Annotated in this window: 9 protein-coding genes; 7 read left to right on the top strand and 2 right to left on the bottom strand. The window is 66.4% G+C overall.

Going from position 1 to position 19,999, the window contains the following annotated elements:
* Positions 1-23: 23 nt before the first annotated feature.
* Positions 24-2,972 (bottom strand): bifunctional [glutamate--ammonia ligase]-adenylyl-L-tyrosine phosphorylase/[glutamate--ammonia-ligase] adenylyltransferase, encoded by a 2,949-nt coding sequence (glnE, locus tag HMPREF3014_RS30910; protein ID WP_023087865.1) that lies wholly within the window; start codon positions 2,970-2,972, stop codon positions 24-26.
* 279 nt (positions 2,973-3,251) lie between these two features.
* On the opposite strand from glnE, the gene aceE reads away from it, so the two are divergent.
* From aceE to msrA, 4 genes are all read left to right on the top strand, one after another.
* The gene (gene aceE / locus HMPREF3014_RS30905; RefSeq protein WP_003114556.1) at positions 3,252-5,900 is read left to right on the top strand and encodes a pyruvate dehydrogenase (acetyl-transferring), homodimeric type; all 2,649 of its coding nucleotides are present in this window, start codon (positions 3,252-3,254) and stop codon (positions 5,898-5,900) included.
* Between the two features lie 144 nt (positions 5,901-6,044).
* A complete protein-coding gene (gene aceF, locus HMPREF3014_RS30900; protein ID WP_003125595.1) occupies positions 6,045-7,688 on the top strand; it encodes a dihydrolipoyllysine-residue acetyltransferase in 1,644 nt (547 codons plus the stop codon).
* 417 nt (positions 7,689-8,105) lie between these two features.
* Complete coding sequence (gene dipA / locus HMPREF3014_RS30895; protein WP_003106476.1) at positions 8,106-10,805, top strand: phosphodiesterase DipA; 2,700 nt, start codon at positions 8,106-8,108, stop codon at positions 10,803-10,805.
* A gap of 93 nt (positions 10,806-10,898) precedes the next feature.
* On the top strand, positions 10,899-11,546 hold the full coding sequence (msrA, locus tag HMPREF3014_RS30890; RefSeq protein WP_023087866.1) for a peptide-methionine (S)-S-oxide reductase MsrA: 648 nt from the start codon (positions 10,899-10,901) through the stop codon (positions 11,544-11,546).
* A 3-nt stretch (positions 11,547-11,549) separates the two neighbouring features.
* Here msrA and HMPREF3014_RS30885 read toward each other — a convergent pair whose 3' ends face one another.
* The gene (locus HMPREF3014_RS30885; protein ID WP_003095790.1) at positions 11,550-12,386 is read right to left on the bottom strand and encodes a 23S rRNA (adenine(2030)-N(6))-methyltransferase RlmJ; all 837 of its coding nucleotides are present in this window, start codon (positions 12,384-12,386) and stop codon (positions 11,550-11,552) included.
* A 301-nt stretch (positions 12,387-12,687) separates the two neighbouring features.
* Here HMPREF3014_RS30885 and HMPREF3014_RS30880 point away from each other — a divergent pair, with 301 nt between their 5' ends.
* The 3 genes from HMPREF3014_RS30880 to mscK all read left to right on the top strand — a co-directional run bounded on the left by HMPREF3014_RS30880 (position 12,688) and on the right by mscK (position 19,973).
* A complete protein-coding gene (locus HMPREF3014_RS30880) occupies positions 12,688-14,490 on the top strand; it encodes an acyl-CoA dehydrogenase (RefSeq protein WP_017148629.1) in 1,803 nt (600 codons plus the stop codon).
* A 292-nt stretch (positions 14,491-14,782) separates the two neighbouring features.
* Positions 14,783-16,525: a potassium/proton antiporter gene (locus HMPREF3014_RS30875; RefSeq protein ID WP_003114562.1), complete on the top strand. Its 1,743-nt coding sequence runs from the start codon at positions 14,783-14,785 to the stop codon at positions 16,523-16,525.
* Between the two features lie 91 nt (positions 16,526-16,616).
* A complete protein-coding gene (mscK, locus tag HMPREF3014_RS30870; protein WP_003103675.1) occupies positions 16,617-19,973 on the top strand; it encodes a mechanosensitive channel MscK in 3,357 nt (1,118 codons plus the stop codon).
* Positions 19,974-19,999: the final 26 nt, after the last annotated feature.

The following is a 19,999-nucleotide window of genomic DNA, read 5'->3' as shown; positions in this document are numbered from 1 at the left end:
CTTGCGTTACGTGCCTGAGTGGATCAGCCGAGCCGCAGCTCGCGCCAGATCCTGATCACTTCTCGCCGCTCCGTCTGGAAGTGCTCGCCGCTCACGACCCCGGCCTCCTTCTGTAGTGCCAGGCGGTGTGCGGCTGCGCGATAGGCCTTGTAGGCCTCCTGCAGGAGACGGACGTCCTCGCTGGCGATCAGGCCAGCCCGTTCCAGTCCTTCCAGAATGCGGATGTTATCGGTGAATTCGAGCAGCGCCGGGTGTTCTCCGGACCAAGCTAGAACCGCATATTGCACCATAAATTCGATATCGACGATACCACCGGCATCGTGCTTGAGATCGAAGGCTGCCGTGGCCTCGAAGGCATTCGAGGCGGTACCGGCGGCGGTCGCGCGGGTTCCCAGGTTGTCGCGCATCTTGGCGCGCATTTCGCTGACTTCGGTGCGCAACGCGTCGAGATCGCGCGGCCTCGCCAGCACCTCGGCACGTACCGCCTCGAAGCTCGCCTGCACCCGCCGGCAACCGGCCAGCACCCGGGCGCGGACCAACGCCTGGTGCTCCCAGGTCCAGGCCTCCTGCTCCTGGTAGCGCTGGAAGGCGCCCAGCGAACTCACCAGCAGGCCGGCCGCGCCGCTCGGACGCAGGCGCATGTCGACCTCGTAGAGGGTGCCGGATGGCGTCTGCGCGGTGAGGAAATGGATGATCTTCTGCCCCAGGCGGGTAAAGAACTGCGCGCCATCGATGGATTTGCCGCCATCGGTCTCGCAGTGGGGGTCGCCGTCATGGATGAACACCAGGTCGAGGTCCGAGCCATGGCCGAACTCCAGCCCGCCGACCTTGCCGTAGCCGACGATGACGAAGTCCGGATCGCACGGCGTGCCGTCGGCGCGCAACGGCCGGCCGTGACGCTGCACCAACTGCCGCCAGGCCAGTTCGAGGACCTCGACGAGGATCGCCTCGGCCAGCCAGGTCAGGTAGTCGCTGACCTTCATCAACGGCAGCGTGCCGGCGATCTCCGAGGCCGCCACCCGCAGCCCGTGGGCCAGCTTGAAGTGACGAAGGGTCTCCATTTGCTGCTCGAGGTCGTCCTCGGGAATCCGCATCAGCCGTTCGCGCAGCTCGGCGGCCAGCTCGGCGGCCTGTGGAGGACGGAACAGGCGCCCCTCGTTGAGCAGCTCGTCGAGCAGAATCGGGAACCGCGCGATCTGCTCGGCAACCATCGGGCTGGCCGCGCAGAGGGTCAGCAGGCGCTCCAGCGCGCCGGGGTTCTCGGTCAGCAACACCAGGTAGGCGGACCGCCGCGCCACCGCTTCCACCAGCGGCAGGACCCGCTCCAGCACCAGGTCCGGCTGGGGGTTTTCCACGGTCATCGCCAGCAGGCGCGGAACGAAGGCATCCAGGCGCTCCCGGCCGAGACGCTGCATCGCTCGTACCTGGGGGCCGTGGCGCAGATCGCTGAGACGCTTCCAGGCCGCCTCGGCATCGACGAAGCCGGCGTCGGCCAGTTGCCGGCTGGCCGACTCCTCGTCCAGCGCCTCCTCCCACAGCGGGATCCACTCGGCGCCGACGCTGCCGCAGGCCGCCTCGCCGCTTTCGTCCTCGTCCGGGTCGGCGATTACCTGGCGGAAGTGCCAGTCGATGCGCGCCCGCCAGTGGCTCAGGCGCTCGTGGAATGCGGCCCAACTGGCGAAGCCCATGATGAAGGCCACGCGGATGCGGTCGTATTCGTCGCTGGGCAGCATTTGCGTCTGCCGGTCGGCCAGCGCCTGGATGGCATGCTCGGCGTAGCGCAGGAACTCGTAGCCGCCGCGCAGCTCCTCGACCACCGCCGGCGGCAGGTAGCCCTGCCCCTCCAGGGTCGCCAGCGCCTTCAGCAGTGGCCGTTGCTGCAAGCTCAGGTCGCGCCCGCCATGGATCAACTGGAAGGCCTGGGCGATGAACTCCACCTCGCGGATACCGCCTTCGCCCAGCTTGATGTTTTCCGACATCCCCTTGCGCCGGACCTCCTGCTGGATCAGCTGCTTCATGGTGCGCAGCGCCTCGATGGCGGAAAAGTCCAGGTAGCGCCGATAGACGAACGGCCGCAGCATGCCGAGCAGTTGCTCGCCTGCCTGCTGGTCGCCGCCGACCACCCGCGCCTTGATCATCGCGTAGCGCTCCCAGTCGCGCCCCTGGTCCTGGTAGTACTGCTCCAGCGCGGCGAAGCTGTAGACCAGCGGTCCGCTGGAGCCGTAGGGACGCAGGCGCATGTCGACGCGGAAGACGAAGCCGTCGACGGTGATCGCATCCAGCGCCTTGATCAGCTTCTGCCCCAAGCGGGTGAAGAACTCCTGGTTGTCCAGCGAACGCTTCGCCCCCTCGGTCTCGCCGCCCTCCGGGTAACCGAAGATCAGGTCGATGTCCGACGACAGGTTGAGTTCCACCGCGCCCAGCTTGCCCATGCCGAGGACCACCATCCGCTGCGGTTCGCCGGAGCGCCGGCCGATCGGCGTGCCGAACTGCTCGCACTGGCGCCGATGGAGCCACTCGCAAGCCAGGTCGATGCAGGCGTCGGCCAGGGCCGACAGGTCGCGACAGGTTTCCGCCAGCGCGGCGCGGCGGGTCAGGTCGCGCCAGATGATGCGCAGTTGCTGGCGTGTGCGGAAACGTCGCAGGCGCCGACCGAGTTCGTCCTCGTCGGCGCAATCCTCCAGCCGCGCCTGCAACTGACTGCGCAGTTCGCCGGGCGCGTGGGGGTTCTCCAGCTCGCCGCGTTCGGCCAGTTCCAGCAGCATCGCCGGGTCGCGCACTGCCTGCTCGGCGACGAAATCGCTGGCCGCGGCGACCCGTCGGAAATCCTCCAGGCGCTCCTCGGGCCAGGCCTCCAGGCGGGCCAGGGCGGCGGCATCGAGGGCGGCGACAGCGGAGCGGAGGGCAGTCCCGGCGCGTTCGGCGGCGGGCAGCAGGGTGGCCGGCAGATTCGCCAGCGAAGGCAGGCTCATGGTCTATCCTGTTTGGGCTTCCGACCGAAGACCACAGGCTCGACGCACAACGTCGAAAAGGCTCTACATCGGGCCTTATAGCCTGACAGCGACAATCGAAATGTAGTTTTACTACTAAAAATTGTATCCAGAGGGCTGTTTCTCAGACTGATCTGTAGTAAAACTACAAGTCGCCGGGTACACCCGGAGAACATCCAAGAATTAGCTGCGGTCGCCCACGAGGCCGGCCGCTCACCTATGGCATCCGATTCTGGAAGCCTTTCCGCCCTGGAGCAAGCCATGCAAGACCTCGATCCCGTCGAAACCCAGGAATGGCTGGACGCCCTGGAGTCCGTACTCGACCGCGAAGGTGAAGACCGCGCTCATTACCTGATGACCCGCATGGGCGAGCTGGCCAGCCGTAGCGGCACCCAACTGCCCTACGCGATCACCACGCCCTATCGCAACACCATTCCGGTAACCCACGAAGCACGCATGCCCGGCGACCTGTTCATGGAACGCCGGATCCGCTCCCTGGTGCGCTGGAACGCCCTGGCGATGGTGATGCGGGCGAACAAGCACGACCCGGACCTGGGCGGCCACATCTCCACCTTCGCCTCCTCGGCGACCCTCTACGACATCGGCTTCAACTATTTCTTCCAGGCTCCCACCGACGAACACGGCGGCGACCTGGTGTTCTTCCAGGGCCACGCGTCCCCCGGCGTCTACGCCCGGGCCTTCCTCGAAGGCCGCATCAGCGAGGAACAACTGGAGAACTTCCGCCAGGAAGTGGACGGCAACGGCCTGTCCTCCTATCCGCACCCCTGGCTGATGCCAGACTTCTGGCAGTTCCCCACCGTATCCATGGGCCTTGGCCCGATCCAGGCGATCTACCAGGCACGTTTCATGAAGTACCTGGAAAGCCGCGGCTTCATCCCCGCCGGCAAGCAGAAGGTCTGGTGCTTCATGGGCGACGGCGAGTGCGACGAGCCGGAATCCCTCGGCGCGATCTCCCTGGCCGGCCGCGAGAAACTCGACAACCTGATCTTCGTCATCAACTGCAACCTGCAGCGCCTCGACGGCCCGGTCCGCGGCAACGCCAAGATCATCCAGGAGCTGGAAGGCGTGTTCCGCGGCGCCGAGTGGAACGTCAACAAGGTCATCTGGGGTCGCTTCTGGGACCCGCTGTTCGCCAAGGACACCGCCGGCCTGCTGCAACAGCGCATGGACGAGGTCATCGACGGCGAATACCAGAACTACAAGGCGAAAGACGGCGCCTACGTGCGCGAGCACTTCTTCGGCGCGCGTCCGGAACTGCTGGAAATGGTCAAGGACCTTTCCGACGAGGAAATCTGGAAGCTCAACCGCGGCGGCCACGACCCCTACAAGGTCTATGCGGCCTACCACCAGGCGGTCAACCACAAGGGCCAGCCGACCGTCATCCTGGCCAAGACCATCAAGGGCTACGGCACCGGCAGCGGCGAAGCGAAGAACATCGCGCACAACGTGAAGAAGGTCGACGTCGACAGCCTGCGCGCGTTCCGCGACAAGTTCGACATCCCGGTCAAGGACGCCGACCTGGAGAAGCTGCCGTTCTACAAGCCTGAAGAAGGCAGCGCCGAGGCCAAGTACCTGGCCGAGCGCCGCGCCGCGCTGGGCGGCTTCATGCCGGTGCGCCGGCAGAAGAGCATGAGCGTGCCGGTTCCGCCGCTGGAAACCCTGAAGGCCATGCTCGACGGCTCCGGCGATCGCGAGATCTCCACCACCATGGCCTTCGTGCGGATCATCTCGCAGCTGGTCAAGGACAAGGAACTCGGCCCGCGCATCGTCCCGATCGTCCCGGACGAGGCCCGTACCTTCGGCATGGAAGGCATGTTCCGCCAGCTCGGCATCTACTCCTCGGTCGGCCAGCTCTACGAGCCGGTGGACAAGGACCAGGTGATGTTCTACCGCGAGGACAAGAAGGGCCAGATCCTCGAGGAAGGCATCAACGAGGCCGGCGCCATGTCCAGCTGGATTGCCGCCGGTACCTCCTACAGCACCCACAACCAGCCGATGCTGCCGTTCTACATCTTCTATTCGATGTTCGGCTTCCAGCGCATCGGCGACCTGGCCTGGGCCGCCGGCGACAGCCGCGCGCACGGCTTCCTGATCGGCGGCACCGCCGGTCGCACCACGCTGAACGGCGAAGGCCTGCAGCACGAGGACGGCCACAGCCACCTGCTGGCCTCGACCATCCCGAACTGCCGCACCTACGATCCGACCTACGCCTACGAACTGGCGGTGATCATCCGCGAAGGCTCGCGGCAGATGATCGAAGAGCAGCAGGACATCTTCTACTACATCACCGTGATGAACGAGAACTACGTCCAGCCGGCCATGCCGAAGGGCGCAGAGGAAGGCATCATCAAGGGCATGTACCTCCTCGAGGAGGACAAGAAGGAAGCCGCTCACCACGTGCAACTGCTGGGCTCCGGCACCATCCTGCGCGAAGTCGAGGAAGCGGCCAAGCTGCTGCGCAACGACTTCGGCATCGGCGCCGACGTCTGGAGCGTGCCGAGCTTCAACGAGCTGCGTCGCGACGGCCTTGCCGTCGAGCGCTGGAACCGCCTGCATCCGGGCCAGAAGCCGAAGCAGAGCTACGTCGAGGAGTGCCTGGGCGGCCGTCGCGGCCCGGTGATCGCCTCCACCGACTACATGAAGCTCTACGCCGAGCAGATCCGCCAGTGGGTTCCCTCCAAGGAGTACAAGGTGCTCGGCACCGACGGCTTCGGCCGCAGCGACAGCCGCAAGAAGCTGCGCAACTTCTTCGAAGTGGATCGTCACTGGGTGGTGCTGGCCGCGCTCGAAGCGCTGGCCGATCGCGGCGATATCGAGCCGAAAGTGGTGGCCGAGGCCATCGCCAAGTACGGTATCGATCCGGAGAAGCGCAACCCGCTGGATTGCTAATTCGCTCCATACTCCCCTCGGCAGCGAGGGGTTTCGAGCACGCCGGCGCCGCCAACGGGCGGCGCCGGCTCACAACGAACCAAGGACCAAAAGTCTTTGTTTTGCGCGCCGCACAGCGGTGGTGGCACGTAAAAGGAGAGGAATGTGAGCGAACTCATTCGCGTACCCGACATCGGCAACGGTGAGGGTGAAGTCATCGAGCTGCTGGTCAAGCCCGGCGACAAGGTCGAGGCCGATCAGAGCCTGCTGACCCTGGAATCCGACAAGGCCAGCATGGAAATCCCCAGTCCCAAGGCCGGGGTAGTGAAAAGCATCAAGGCGAAGGTCGGCGACACCTTGAAAGAAGGTGACGAAATCCTCGAGCTGGAAGTGGAAGGCGGCGAACAGCCTGCCGAAGCCAAGGCCGAGGCAGCGCCCGCCCAACCGGAAGCGCCGAAAGCCGAAGCGCCTGCTCCCGCCCCGAGCGAGAGCAAGCCGGCCGCCCCCGCCGCGGCCAGCGTCCAGGACATCAAGGTCCCGGACATCGGCTCGGCCGGCAAGGCCAACGTCATCGAAGTGATGGTCAAGGCCGGCGACACGGTCGAGGCCGACCAGTCGCTGATCACCCTGGAATCCGACAAGGCCAGCATGGAGATTCCCTCGCCGGCCTCCGGGGTGGTGGAAAGCGTCTCGATCAAGGTCGGTGACGAAGTCGGCACCGGCGACCTGATCCTCAAGCTGAAGGTGGAAGGCGCCGCTCCGGCAGCCGAAGAGCAACCGGCAGCCGCTCCGGCCCAGGCCGCGGCGCCCGCCGCCGAGCAGAAGCCCGCCGCGGCGGCCCCTGCGCCAGCCAAGGCCGATACCCCGGCTCCGGTCGGCGCACCCAGCCGCGACGGCGCCAAGGTCCACGCCGGCCCGGCGGTGCGCATGCTGGCGCGCGAGTTCGGCGTCGAGCTGAGCGAAGTGAAAGCCAGCGGTCCCAAGGGTCGCATCCTCAAGGAAGACGTCCAGGTCTTCGTCAAGGAGCAACTGCAGCGCGCCAAGTCCGGCGGTGCCGGCGCCACCGGCGGAGCCGGCATCCCGCCGATCCCGGAAGTCGACTTCAGCAAGTTCGGCGAAGTGGAAGAAGTGGCGATGACCCGCCTGATGCAGGTCGGCGCCGCCAACCTGCATCGCAGCTGGCTGAACGTGCCGCACGTGACCCAGTTCGACCAGTCGGACATCACCGACATGGAAGCCTTCCGCGTTGCCCAGAAGGCCGCGGCGGAGAAGGCCGGGGTCAAGCTGACCGTACTGCCGATCCTGCTCAAGGCCTGCGCCCACCTGCTCAAGGAACTGCCGGACTTCAACAGTTCGCTGGCCCCCAGCGGCAAGGCGCTGATCCGCAAGAAGTACGTACACATCGGCTTCGCCGTGGACACTCCGGACGGCCTGCTGGTCCCGGTGATCCGCGATGTCGACCGGAAGAGCCTCCTGCAACTGGCCGCCGAGGCCGCCGAGCTGGCCGACAAGGCCCGCAACAAGAAGCTCTCGGCCGATGCCATGCAGGGCGCCTGCTTCACCATCTCCAGTCTCGGCCACATCGGCGGCACCGGCTTCACGCCGATCGTCAACGCGCCGGAAGTGGCGATCCTCGGTGTGTCCAAGGCGACCATGCAGCCGGTATGGGACGGCAAGGCCTTCCAGCCGCGCCTGATGCTGCCGCTGTCGCTGTCCTACGACCATCGCGTGATCAACGGTGCCGCCGCGGCGCGCTTCACCAAGCGCCTGGGCGAGCTGCTGGCGGACATCCGCACCCTGCTCCTGTAATACCTGCGCCGCTCCCCACGGAGCGGCCAGCCCCTCTCGCGAGCATGCCACGCTCGTCTCTCGGCCCCACCGGATGGTGGGGCTTTTTTTGCCCGCCTGACGGCTCGGCGAAACTGCGTCCCGTCGTACCGCCAGCGAATGCCACAGGACCCGCAGGCGCGAGTTCGGCGCGCACGATGACAGGCGCTCGACGCCAACCCTCCCGGCGAAGCCAACCCTACGAAAAACAGGGCTTTTCCAGCGGCACCGCAGACCTCCGACCGTCCAGCGGTTTTTTCCCGGATACGCTTAACTTGGGCCCTGCCGGGCCGATACAGAGTTACTTGTCAGACCAATCGGCATAATGCACCCTTTGCCTGCACCCCATCGAAACGGGTCGAGGCCTCCCCCTCGCTCAGTACCTGGAATCAGCCTCGCATGAAAAGTCATCCCGATGCCGCCAGCCGTTCGGCGGCCGAGGTTGTCACGCAGCTACCCGTGCCGTCGCGGCTCGGGCTGCTGCGTTTCGAGCGGCTGAACGAGCCGAGCTGGGCACTGCTGTTCCTCGATCCTGCCTGCGAGCGCCAGCTCGGGCTGCCGGCGACTACCCTCTGCGCACTGCTCGATGCGCCTTACGCCAGCCTGATGGAACCCGAGGCCCGCCACCGCCTGCACGAGCAGATCCAGCAGCAACTGGTGAAGCGCCCGCACTACCAGGTGAGCTACAAGCTGCACACACCCAACGGCGTGCTGACCATGCTGGAGTTCGGCGAAGCCTTCCAGCAGCATGGCCGCCAGTTGCTGCACGGCTACCTGATGGTCGAGGAGCGAGCGGAGAGCGCCGAGCGCAGCGAACAGTTGCTCGACCTGGAATCGCAGAACCTGCGCCTGAAGGCGTCCCTGGACCTCTACCAGCGCTCCCAGGACGACCACCTGCAACACCTGCTGCGCTCGCGCACCCAGCAGAACCTGATCGTCCGCCTGGCCCGCCATCGCTACCTGTCCAGCGACCCGCTGCTGGAGGCTGCGCAACTGATCACCCAGGCCGCCTGCGAAGCCTACGGCACCGCGCGAGCCGGCATCTGGCGGCTGCTCGACGACCAGCGCCTGGAAGCGGTGACCGTCTACCGCCGCGACCTCGACCAGTACGAGAAGCCCCAGAGCATCGACGCCAGCCGCTACCCCGCCTACCTCGAGGCGGTACACAGCGGGCGCGCCATCGACGCCCACAACGCCCAGCGCGACCCACGCACCCAGGAACTCTACAAGGACTACCTGAAGCCGCTGGGCGTCAACGCCCTGCTCGACGCCACCATCCGCATCGGCGGCGAGGTGGTCGGCGTGCTGTGCCTGGAACACGCCGGCGAGAACCGCATGTGGCAGAGCGACGAGATCGCCTTCGCCGGGGAACTCGCCGACCAGTACGCGCAGGTCCTGATGAACCACGAGCGACGCAATGTCTCCAGCGCCCTGCACCTGTTCCAGCGCGCGGTGGAACAGAGCGCCAGTGCCTTCCTGCTGATCGACCGCGACGGCGTGGTGGAATACGTCAATCCGAGCTTCACCTCGATCACCCAGTACAGCGCCGACGAAGTGCGTAACCGACGCCTGTCCGAGCTACCGGCGCTGGAGAACCTCAGCGAGCTGCTGTTCGACGCGCGTTCCGCGCTGACTCAGCAGAACAGCTGGCAGGGCGAGTTCCGCAGCCGCCGCAAGAACCACGAGCCTTACTGGGGCCAGTTGTCGCTGTCGAAGGTCTACGACGATCTCGGCGAGCTGACCCACTACATCGGCATCTACGAAGACATCACGCAGAACAAGCTGGCCCAGCAGCACATCGAGAAACTCGCCTACCGCGACAACCTCACCGGCCTGGCCAACCGGCACTATTTCATCGGCGCCCTCGAGGAACGCCTGGAAAGCAGCGGCGACCGCCCGCTCAGCCTGCTGCTGGTGGACATCGACAACTTCAAGCGGATCAATGACAGCCTCGGCCACCAGACCGGCGACAAGCTGCTGGTCAGCCTGGCCCGGCGCTTGCGCAGTTGCCTCGGCGACGGCGCCACCCTGGCGCGCTTCGCCAGCAACGAGTTCGCCGTGCTGCTCGACGACACCGCGGTGGAAAAGGGCGAAAGCATTGCCGCGCAGGTCCTGCACATGCTCGACAAGCCGCTGTTCGTCGACAACCAGTTGATCAACATCACCGGCTCCATCGGCCTGGCCAGCGCCCCGCAGCACGGCTGCGACCCGCAGACCCTGATGAAGTACGCCGGCCTGGCGCTGCACAAGGCCAAGGCCAACGGCAAGCACCAGGTCCAGGTGTTCACCGAGGCGCTGACCGCCGAGGCCAGCTACAAGCTGTTCGTCGAGAGCAACTTGCGCCGCGCCCTGGCGCAGAACGAACTGGCGGTGCACTACCAGCCCAAGCTGTGCCTGCGCAGCGGCCAGTTGCTCGGCCTGGAAGCCCTACTGCGCTGGCAGCATCCGGAAAAAGGCATGATCCGCCCGGACCGCTTCATCAGCGTGGCCGAGGAAACCGGGCTGATCGTGCCGATCGGCAAGTGGGTGATCCGCGAAGCCTGTCGCCAGGCCCGCGAGCTGGCCGAGGCCGGGCTGGGCGAGCTGCAGATCGCCATCAACCTGTCGCCCAAGCAGTTCACCGACCCGGACCTGGTCGGCTCGATCGCGGCGATCCTCCACGAAGAGAACATCCCGGCCAGCCAGCTGGAACTGGAGCTCACCGAAAGCCTGCTGCTGGACGCCACCGACGATACCCGCCAGCAACTCGAACGCCTGAAGAGCCTCGGCCTGACCCTGGCGATGGACGACTTCGGCACCGGCTACTCGTCACTGAGCTACCTGAAGAAATTCCCCATCGACGTGATCAAGATCGACCGCAGCTTCATCAAGGACATCCCGGACAGCCAGGACGACATGGAAATCACCTCGGCGGTGATCGCCATGGCCCACAACCTCAAGCTCAAGGTAGTCGCCGAAGGCGTGGAGAGCGCCGAGCAACTGGCCTTCCTCCGGCGCAACCGCTGCGACATCGGCCAGGGCTACCTGTTCGACCGGCCGATCCCCAGCGACCTGCTCAATACCAGTCTGCTGCGCTATCCCTGCCGCACCCTGCACTGATCGCCCAGGCCTCCCCCGCCGGCGCGGAAAGGCTGTACTCTCTGTGCTCATCCGCGAGTCATTCGCCTACCCCCTGAGCAGGAGACGAGAGCCATGGTTCTGCGTTCTGAAATCCTCACCAAGAAAAGCGAGCTGCCCACGCCGGACCAGGCCCTGCCGGGTCGCGAAAGCGCCATGCCGGTGCCCGAAGCGCACTTCGTCAACGGCCGCCCGCTGACCGCGCCGTTCCCCGCCGGCCTGCAACAGGTGCTGTTCGGCATGGGCTGCTTCTGGGGCGCCGAGCGTCGCCTCTGGCAGCAACCGGGTGTCTGGGTGACCGCGGTGGGTTATGCCGGCGGCTACACGCCGAACCCGACCTACGACGAAGTCTGCTCCGGCCTGACCGGCCACAGCGAGGTCGTGCTGGTGGTCTACAACCCGCAGGAGACCAGCTTCGAACAGCTGCTCAAGGTATTCTGGGAAGCCCACGACCCGACCCAGGGCATGCGCCAGGGCGGCGACATCGGCACCCAGTACCGCTCGGTGATCTACACCTTCGACGCGGCCCAGAAGGCCGCGGCCTTTGCCAGCCGGGAGAGCTTCCAAGCCGAACTGGCGAAAGCCGGCTACGACCGCATCACCACCGAGATCGCCGACGTCCCGCCCTTCTACTACGCCGAGGCCTACCACCAGCAGTACCTGGCGAAGAACCCCAACGGCTACTGCGGCCTGGGCGGCACCGGGGTGTGCCTGCCGGCCTGACGACTATTCCGCCACCAGCCAGTCGAGACGCCAGCCGCCCTGGCTCTGGGCCATGACCTCGGCCAGCCAGGGCAGCAGGTCGCGCAGTTCGTCCTCCAGCGGCCACGGCGGATTGACGATGGCCAGCCCGGAGCCGTTGAAACGCTCGGCGTCGTCGATCGGATGCACGTGCAGCTCGGCACGCAGCAGCTTCGGCGCGACGCTACGTTCCAGGGCCTGGTAGAAACGCTTGAGCTGGCGCTCGTCCTTGATCGGATACCAGATCACCACCACCGTCTGGCGCATCCGCCCGATCGCCTCGTCGAGCGCAGCGACACAACGCTGCAATTCGTCGGCCTGCTCGAACGGCGGATCGATCAGCAGCACCGCGCGCTTTTCCGGCGCCGGCAGGAACGCCCGCGGCAGCAGCCAACCGTCGCCCTGGTGCACGGCGACCCGCCGTTCGCCAGCCATGTTGGCCTTGAGCAGGCGGCCGTCCTCGGGATGCAGTTCGTTGAGCAGCACGCGGTCCTGGGCGCGGGTCAGGCGCCGCGCCAGTTCCGGCGAGCCCGGGTAGTAGCGCAGGGAGCCGTCCGGATTCAGGTGACGGATCACGTCCAGGTAATCGTCCAGTTGCTCGGGCAGGCCTTCGCGCTCCCACAGGCGGGCGATGCCCTGCTCCCACTCGCCGGTGCGGCTGGCCTCGTCACCCTGCAGGTCGTAGAGGCCGACCCCGGAATGGCTGTCCAGGTAGGCGTACGGCGTGTCCTTGCGCCCCAGCAGGGCGAAGATCCGCGCCAGCACCAGGTGCTTGAAGACATCGGCATGGTTGCCGGCGTGGTAAGCGTGACGATAGTTCATGATGACTGCTCCTTGGACAGCGCCAGGCAGCGCTGCTAGCCGGACCGCCCGGCCCCGGCGGATTCGCGCCGACCCCGCGTCGGCACAGGCCCTCGCCCATGGGCGAGGGGCGCGGATTCTACCAGTCTCCCGAGGCTTCGGCAGCGGTCTCGCCGTCGCAGGTTTGGCCCTTGTATCACGCATATCGATGTTGGTTGGCGACCTTCATTCACCAGCCTAGACTCGCTGGCACCCTGGCACCGCCTGCGACGGTCGATGCCTTCGCCGCGCCGCCCCACGATCCCCTTTCGCCGAGGTCGTCATGTCCGAAACCCTGCTCAGTTCCCGCAACCTGGCGTTCGAGCTGTACGAAGTCCTCGATGCCGAAGCCCTGACCCATCGCCCGCGCTTCGCCGAACATAGCCGCGAAACCTTCGATGCCGCCCTCGGCACCGCGCGGAGCCTGGCGGAAAAGCTGTTCGCCCCGCACAACCGCAAGGGCGACGAACACGAGCCGCTCTATGAGAATGGCTCAGCCACGCTGATTCCGGAAGTGAAGCCGGCAGTGGATGCCTTCCTCGACGCCGGCTTCCTCAACGCCACCCGCAGCTTCGAGCAAGGCGGCATGCAGTTGCCGACCCTGCTGTCGCAAGCCTGCTTCGCCCACTTCCAGGCGGCCAACGTCGGTAGCTCGGCCTATCCGTTCCTGACCATGGGTGCCGCCAACCTGATCGAGAGCTTCGGCAGCGAGGAGCAGAAGCAGCGCTTCCTGCAACCGATGATCGAGGGCCGCTTCTTCGGCACCATGGCCCTCACCGAACCGCACGCCGGCTCCTCCCTCTCCGACATCCGCACCCGCGCCGAACCGGCCGCCGACGGCAGCTATCGGATCAAGGGCAACAAGATCTTCATCTCCGGCGGCGACCACCCGCTCTCCGAGAACATCGTGCATATGGTCCTGGCCAAGCTGCCGGATGCACCGCCGGGGGTGAAAGGCATCTCGCTGTTCATCGTGCCGAAGTTCCTGGTCAACGCCGACGGCAGCCTCGGGCCGCGCAACGACGTGATCCTCGCCGGCCTGTTCCACAAGATGGGTTATCGCGGCACCACCTCCACCGCGCTGAACTTCGGCGACAACGGCGCCTGCGTCGGCTACCTGGTGGGCAAGCCGCACCACGGCCTGGCCTACATGTTCCAGATGATGAACGAGGCGCGCATCGGCGTCGGCATGGGCGCGGTGATGCTTGGCTATGCCGGTTACCTCTATTCGCTGGAGTACGCCCGCGAACGCCCGCAGGGCCGCCTGCCGGACGGCAAGGACCCGAGCGCGCCACAGGTGGCGATCATCCGCCACGCCGACGTGCGGCGCATGCTGCTGACCCAGAAGGCCTATGTCGAAGGCGCCTTCGACCTGGGCCTGTACGCCGCGCGCCTGTTCGACGACAGCCAGACCCTGGAAGACGACGAACAGCGCCGCCAGGCCCACGACCTGCTCGACCTGCTGACCCCGATCGTCAAGTCCTGGCCCTCGGAGTTCTGCCTGAAGGCCAACGAGCTGGCGATCCAGATCCTCGGCGGCCACGGCTACACCCGCGAATACCCGGTGGAACAGTACTACCGCGACAATCGCCTGAACCCGATCCACGAAGGCACCCACGGCATCCAGTCCCTCGACCTGCTGGGACGCAAGGTCGGGCAGAACAATGGCGCCGGCCTGCGCCAGCTGACCCGACTGATCCAGGACGCCTGCCGGCGCGCCGAAGCCCATCCATCCCTGGCCGCCCTGCGCCAGCCGCTGGAAAGGCTGGTGGCGCGGCTGTCCGAGGTGACCCTGGCACTGCTCGGCGACCTGATGCAGGGCCAGGTCAACCAGGGCCTGGCCAACTCGGCGCTGTACCTGAAGGTGTTCGGCCATGCGGTGATCGGCTGGCGCTGGCTGGAGCAGGCGATCCGCGCCGAGGAAGGGCTGGCTCGCGGCGACTGCGCCGACGCCGACTTCTATCGCGGCAAGTTGCAGGCCGCTCGCTACTTCCTGACCTGGGAAGTGCCTGGCTGCCACCACGAACTGGCGCTGCTGGAGGCCCGCGACGACGTGTGTTCGAGCATGCAGGAAGAATGGTTCTGATCCTGCCTGCCCTTTCCCGCCCCGGTCACGTCCGGGGCTTTTTTATGTCCGGGCATGGACGCCGGGTTGCCGTTGCCTGGCGGCCACGCCGGCGAGTCCGCGCGCACTCGCCCGGACAACGCGAAAGCCTTGGAATTCCTTCGAAAAAAACCGCAGCCGCCCCTTTACAGTCCGCCAAATCCGCAGGTTAGAATCACTTGGCATGCGGCCTGCATCCTGTCTACGTAATTCCCCTACGTAAAACCGACCCGTAGCGTCGCCTTCCCCCTGTCCCGCCGCGAGGAGGCCGACCTTGGACGCCGTCACCGTCAATAATTTCTTCCTGATCGGGGCGGTGCTGGTCGGCATGAGCATCCTCGTCAGCTCGCTGTCCTCCCGCCTGGGCATCCCGATCCTGGTGATCTTCCTCGCCGTCGGCATGATCGCCGGCAACGACGGGGTCGGCGGCATCGTCTTCGACAACTATCCGATGGCCTACCTGGTGGGCAACCTGGCGCTCGCCGTGATCCTCCTCGACGGCGGCCTGCGCACCCGCGTCTCCAGCTTCCGCGTGGCGCTCTGGCCGGCATTGTCGCTGGCCACCCTGGGCGTGCTGGTGACCACCGGCCTGACCGGCATCGCGGCAGCCTGGCTGTTCGACCTGCACTGGATGGAAGGCCTGCTGATCGGCGCCATCGTCGGCTCCACCGACGCCGCCGCGGTGTTCTCCCTGCTCGGCGGCAAAGGTCTCAACGAGCGGGTCACCGCGACCCTGGAAATCGAATCGGGCAGCAACGACCCGATGGCGGTGTTCCTCACCGTGACCCTGATCGAGATGCTCGCCAGCGGCCAGACCGGCCTCAGCTGGGGCTTCGCCCTGCACCTGGTGCAGCAGTTCGGTCTCGGCGCCCTGCTCGGTCTTGGCGGCGGCTGGTTGCTGCTGCAACTGATCAACCGCATGCACCTGGCCGGCGGCCTCTACCCGTTGCTGGTGATCAGCGGTGGCCTGCTGGTGTTCGCCCTGGCCAACGCCGTCGGCGGCAGCGGCATCCTCGCCATCTACCTGTGCGGCCTGCTCCTCGGCAACCGCCCGATCCGCAGCCGCCACGGCATCCTGCACATGCTCGACGGCATGGCCTGGCTGGCGCAGATCGGCATGTTCCTGGTCCTCGGCCTGCTGGTCACACCCCACGACCTGTGGCCGATCGCCCTGCCGGCACTGGCCCTGGCGCTGTGGATGATCCTGGTGGCACGACCGCTGTCGGTACTGATCGGACTGATCCCGTTCCGCGCCTTCCACGACCGCGAGAAAGCCTTCATCGCCTGGGTCGGCCTGCGCGGCGCGGTGCCGATCATCCTCGCGGTGTTCCCGCTGATGGCCGGCCTGCCGAACGCCCAGCTGTTCTTCAACGTGGCCTTCTTCATCGTCCTGGTCTCACTGCTGGTGCAGGGCACCAGCCTGCCCTGGGCGGCCAGGCTGCTGCGGGTGGTGGTGCCGCCGGACCCGGCACCGATATCCCGCGCCGGCCTGGAGATCCACCCGACCAGCGAGTGGGAGCTGTTCGTCTACCACCTGAACAAGGAAAAGTGGTGCATCGGCGCCGCCCTGCGCGAGCTGAAGATGCCCGGCGGGACCCGGATCGCCGCGCTGTTCCGCGGCACCGAACTGCTCCACCCGTCGGGCAGCACCATCCTCGAGGCCGACGACATTCTCTGCGTGATCGGCCACGAACACGACCTGCCGGCCCTCGGCAAGCTGTTCAGCCAGGCGCCCGACCGGGGCCTCGGCGCGCGCTTCTTCGGCGACTTCGTGCTGGAAGGCGATGCCCAGCTGTCGGCGGTGGCCTCGCTCTACGGCCTGAAGCTCGACGGCATCGACGGCGAGCAAGCGCTGGGCCGCTTCATCGCCCACGAGATCGGCGGCGAAGCGGTGATCGGCGACCAGGTGGAGTGGAACGGCCTGACCTGGACCGTGGCCGCCCTGGAAGGCAACCGTATCCGCAAGGTCGGCGTGAAGTTTCCGGAAGGCCGCCCAGGGCCCGGACTTTTCCTCTGATTTCCTGTCGAATTCCCGTTCCGAGGCGCCTTGCGGCGCCTCGGAGCCACCACTAACCTGCATTCACCCTTCTTCGAGTCTCTTCTCGACCATGCCTGCCCTTCGCTCCCTGATCGCTATTCTTTTCCTCGGCCTCTGCCTTGCCAGTCCGCCGCTCCTCGCCCAGTCCGAGCCGCCCTCGGCCGAGGCCGTCCAGCAAAGCCTCGACAAGCTGGCCGAGCGCAAGCTCGCCGAAGCCGACCAGAAGGTCGCCAAGGCCAGCCTCGAACAGACCCTCAAGTTCCTCGCCGCGCGCGACGAAGCGCTGCAGAGCCTGGAGGACCTGAAAAAGCGCCTGAGCGACGCGCCCCGGCAGATCGAGGAAAACCAGCGCGAACTGGAGCGCCTGAAGAAGACCAAAGAACGTCCGGTCAGCGAACGCTACAGCGGCGAGAGCGCGGCCCGCCTGGAAATGCTGCTCAACGACCGCACCACCCAGCAGGCCGAGTGGCAGAAAGCCCTGGGCGAGGCCAACAGCCTGTCGATCACCGCCGAGACCCGTCCGGAACGAGCCCAGGCCGGCATCAGCAGCATGCAGGCACGGATCCTGGAAATCGGCTCGCTGCTCAAGGCCGGCAAGGAAAGCGGCAAGACGATCAACGCCGACCGTCGCGGCGAGCTGCTCGCCGAGCAGGCCGCATTGACCGTGCAGAGCCAGCTGTTGCGCCAGGAGCTGGCCGGCAACAACCTGCTGCAGGACCTCGGCAAGAGCCAGCACGATCTGCTCACCGAGAAGATCTCGCGCCTGGAAAAGGAAACCCTCGACCTGCAGGCGCTGATCAGCGAGAAGCGCCGCGAGCAGTCGGAAAAGACCGTCGCCGAGCTGTCCAAGGAAGGCGCCCAGGGGGCCGGCACCGACAGCCTGCTGAGCCAGGAGAACGCCAAGAACCTGCGTCTCTCCGACTACCTCCTGCGTGCCACCGACCGCCTCAACGTGCTCACCCGGCGCAACCTCGAGACCAAGCAGCAACTGGACAACCTGACCCAGTCCAACCAGGCCCTCGAGGAACAGATCAACGTCCTGCGCGGCAGCCTGCTGCTGTCGCGCATCCTCTACAAGCAGAAACAGGCGCTGCCCAAGATCAAGGCCGACCAGAGCCTGGCCGACGAGATCGCCGACCTGCGCCTCGGCCAGTTCGAACTGAACCAGGAACGCGACAAGCTGGCGACCCCGCAGCAATACCTGGACGACCTGCTCGCCCAGCAGCCCAGCGAGCAGGTCACGCCGGAACTGCGCAAGGATCTCGACACCCTGTTGGCAACCCGTTCCGAGTTGCTCGAACGGCTCAACCACGAACTCAACGCGCTGCTCAACGAAGCGATCACCTTGCAGTTGAACCAGAAACAGTTGCTTTCCACCAGCGAGAGCCTGCGCACCACCCTCGACGAGCAGATGTTCTGGATTCCCAGCAACCAGCCGCTCGACCTGTCCTGGTTCAAGATGACCCCGACCCTGCTGAAGAACCAGCTCACCGAGATCCCCTGGGGCTCCGGGGTGCGTGAACTGGGCGAAGGCCTGGTCGATCGGCCGCTGCTGTTCCTGCCGCTGTTCCTGCTGATCGCCGCGCTGCTGTGGAAACGCCGCTACCTGTACGACAAGCTGGCGGAGCTGAACGACGACATCGGCCACTTCAAGCGCGACAGCCAGTTGCATACCCCGCTGGCGATCCTGATCACCATCCTCCTCGCCCTGCCCGGCACCCTGACCTTCGCCGTCGCCGGGCTGGCCCTGCTGCTGGACGCCCGCGGCCAGAACGCCACCCTCGGCAGCGCCCTGCTGGAAATGGCCCAGGTCTGGCTGCTGTTCTACACCGCCCATCGCATCCTCACCCCGGGCGGCATCGCCGAGCGGCATTTCCACTGGAGCCGCGAACAGGTCGGCTTCCTCGACCGGCACCTGGTCCGCCTCGGCGTTGTGGTCCTGGCGCTGGTCGGCGTGGTGACGGTGGCCGAGCACCAGCCGGCGAGTCTGGCCGACGACGTGATCGGCATCGCCGTGGTCCTGCTCGGCTACGCGGCCATGGCCTGGCTGCTCAGCCGCCTGCTGTTCAGCAGCCCCGGCGACGAACGTCCGTCGCTGATCAAGATGATCGTCGGCATCCTCTTCACCGCGCTGCCGCTGGTGCTCTTCGTCGCGGTCTGCTTCGGCTACTACTACACCTCGCTGAAGCTCACCGACCGTCTCATCGATACCCTTTACCTGCTGCTGCTCTGGTTCGTCATCGAAGCCGCCTTCGTCCGCGGCCTGGGCGTGGCGGCCCGGCGCCTGGCCTACGCCCGGGCCCTGGCGAAACGGCAGAACGCGGCGAAGGAAGGCGTCGACGGCGAGACCAACGTCGAGGAGCCGACCCTCGGCATCGAGCAGATCAACCAGCAATCGCTGCGGCTGATCCGCCTGGCTCTGCTGATCGGCTTCATCGTCTGCCTGTACTGGGTCTGGGCCGACCTGATCAGCGTGATCTCCTACCTCGACAACGTCACCCTGTACCAGTACACCGCCGGCACCGGCGAAGCGGCCACCAGCGTGCCGATCAGCCTGCGCGACTTCCTCGCGGCGCTGGCCATCGCGGTGGTCACCGTGGCCCTGGCGCGCAACCTGCCCGGCCTGCTGGAAGTCCTGGTACTGCAGCGCCTGACCCTGGCCCAGGGCAGCGCCTACGCCACCACCACCCTGCTTTCCTACGCCATCAGCGGCATCGGCATCGTCAGCGCCCTGTCCACCCTCGGGGTCAGCTGGGACAAGCTGCAATGGCTGGTGGCGGCGCTCTCGGTAGGCCTCGGTTTCGGCCTGCAGGCGATCTTCTCCAACTTCGTCTCCGGCCTGATCATCCTCTTCGAGCGTCCGGTACGAATCGGCGACGTGGTGACCATCGGCAACCTGTCCGGCACGGTCAGCCGGATCCGCATCCGCGCCACCACCATCACCGATTTCGACCGCAAGGAGATCATCGTCCCGAACCAGACCTTCATCACCGGGCAACTGGTGAACTGGTCGCTGAGCGATACCGTGACCCGGGTCACCATCAAGATCGGCCTGGCCTACGAGACCGACCTGCCGCTGGCGCGCAAGCTGATGATGCAGGCGGTCAAGGAAAACCCGCGGGTACTGCGCGACCCGGAGCCGCTGCTGTACTTCCTGACCATCAGCGCCAGTACCTTCGACTACGAGCTGCGCTTCCACGTCCGCGAACTGGGCGACCGCAACCCCTCTACCGACGAGATCCTGACGAAGATCGCCACCAGCTTCCGCGAACACAAGATCGACATGGCTTTCAACCAGGTCGATGTGTTCGTCAAGAACCTCCAGGGCCAGCAGGTCCAGCTGTTCGTCGGCGAGCCGCAGCACAGCGGCGTCGGCAATCCGCCCGCGCTCAAGGGCCAGGACGGTCCCGCCGAACCGACCCGCTGAACCTCCGGGCCTGGACGCCCTCCGGC

Origin of the sequence: Pseudomonas sp. HMSC065H01 (assembly GCF_001815235.1) — a bacterium.
Classification (GTDB): Bacteria; Pseudomonadota; Gammaproteobacteria; order Pseudomonadales; family Pseudomonadaceae; genus Pseudomonas; species Pseudomonas aeruginosa.
The sequence above is the reverse complement of the archived record's forward strand: the minus strand, read 5'-3'. Positions and strand labels throughout refer to the sequence as shown.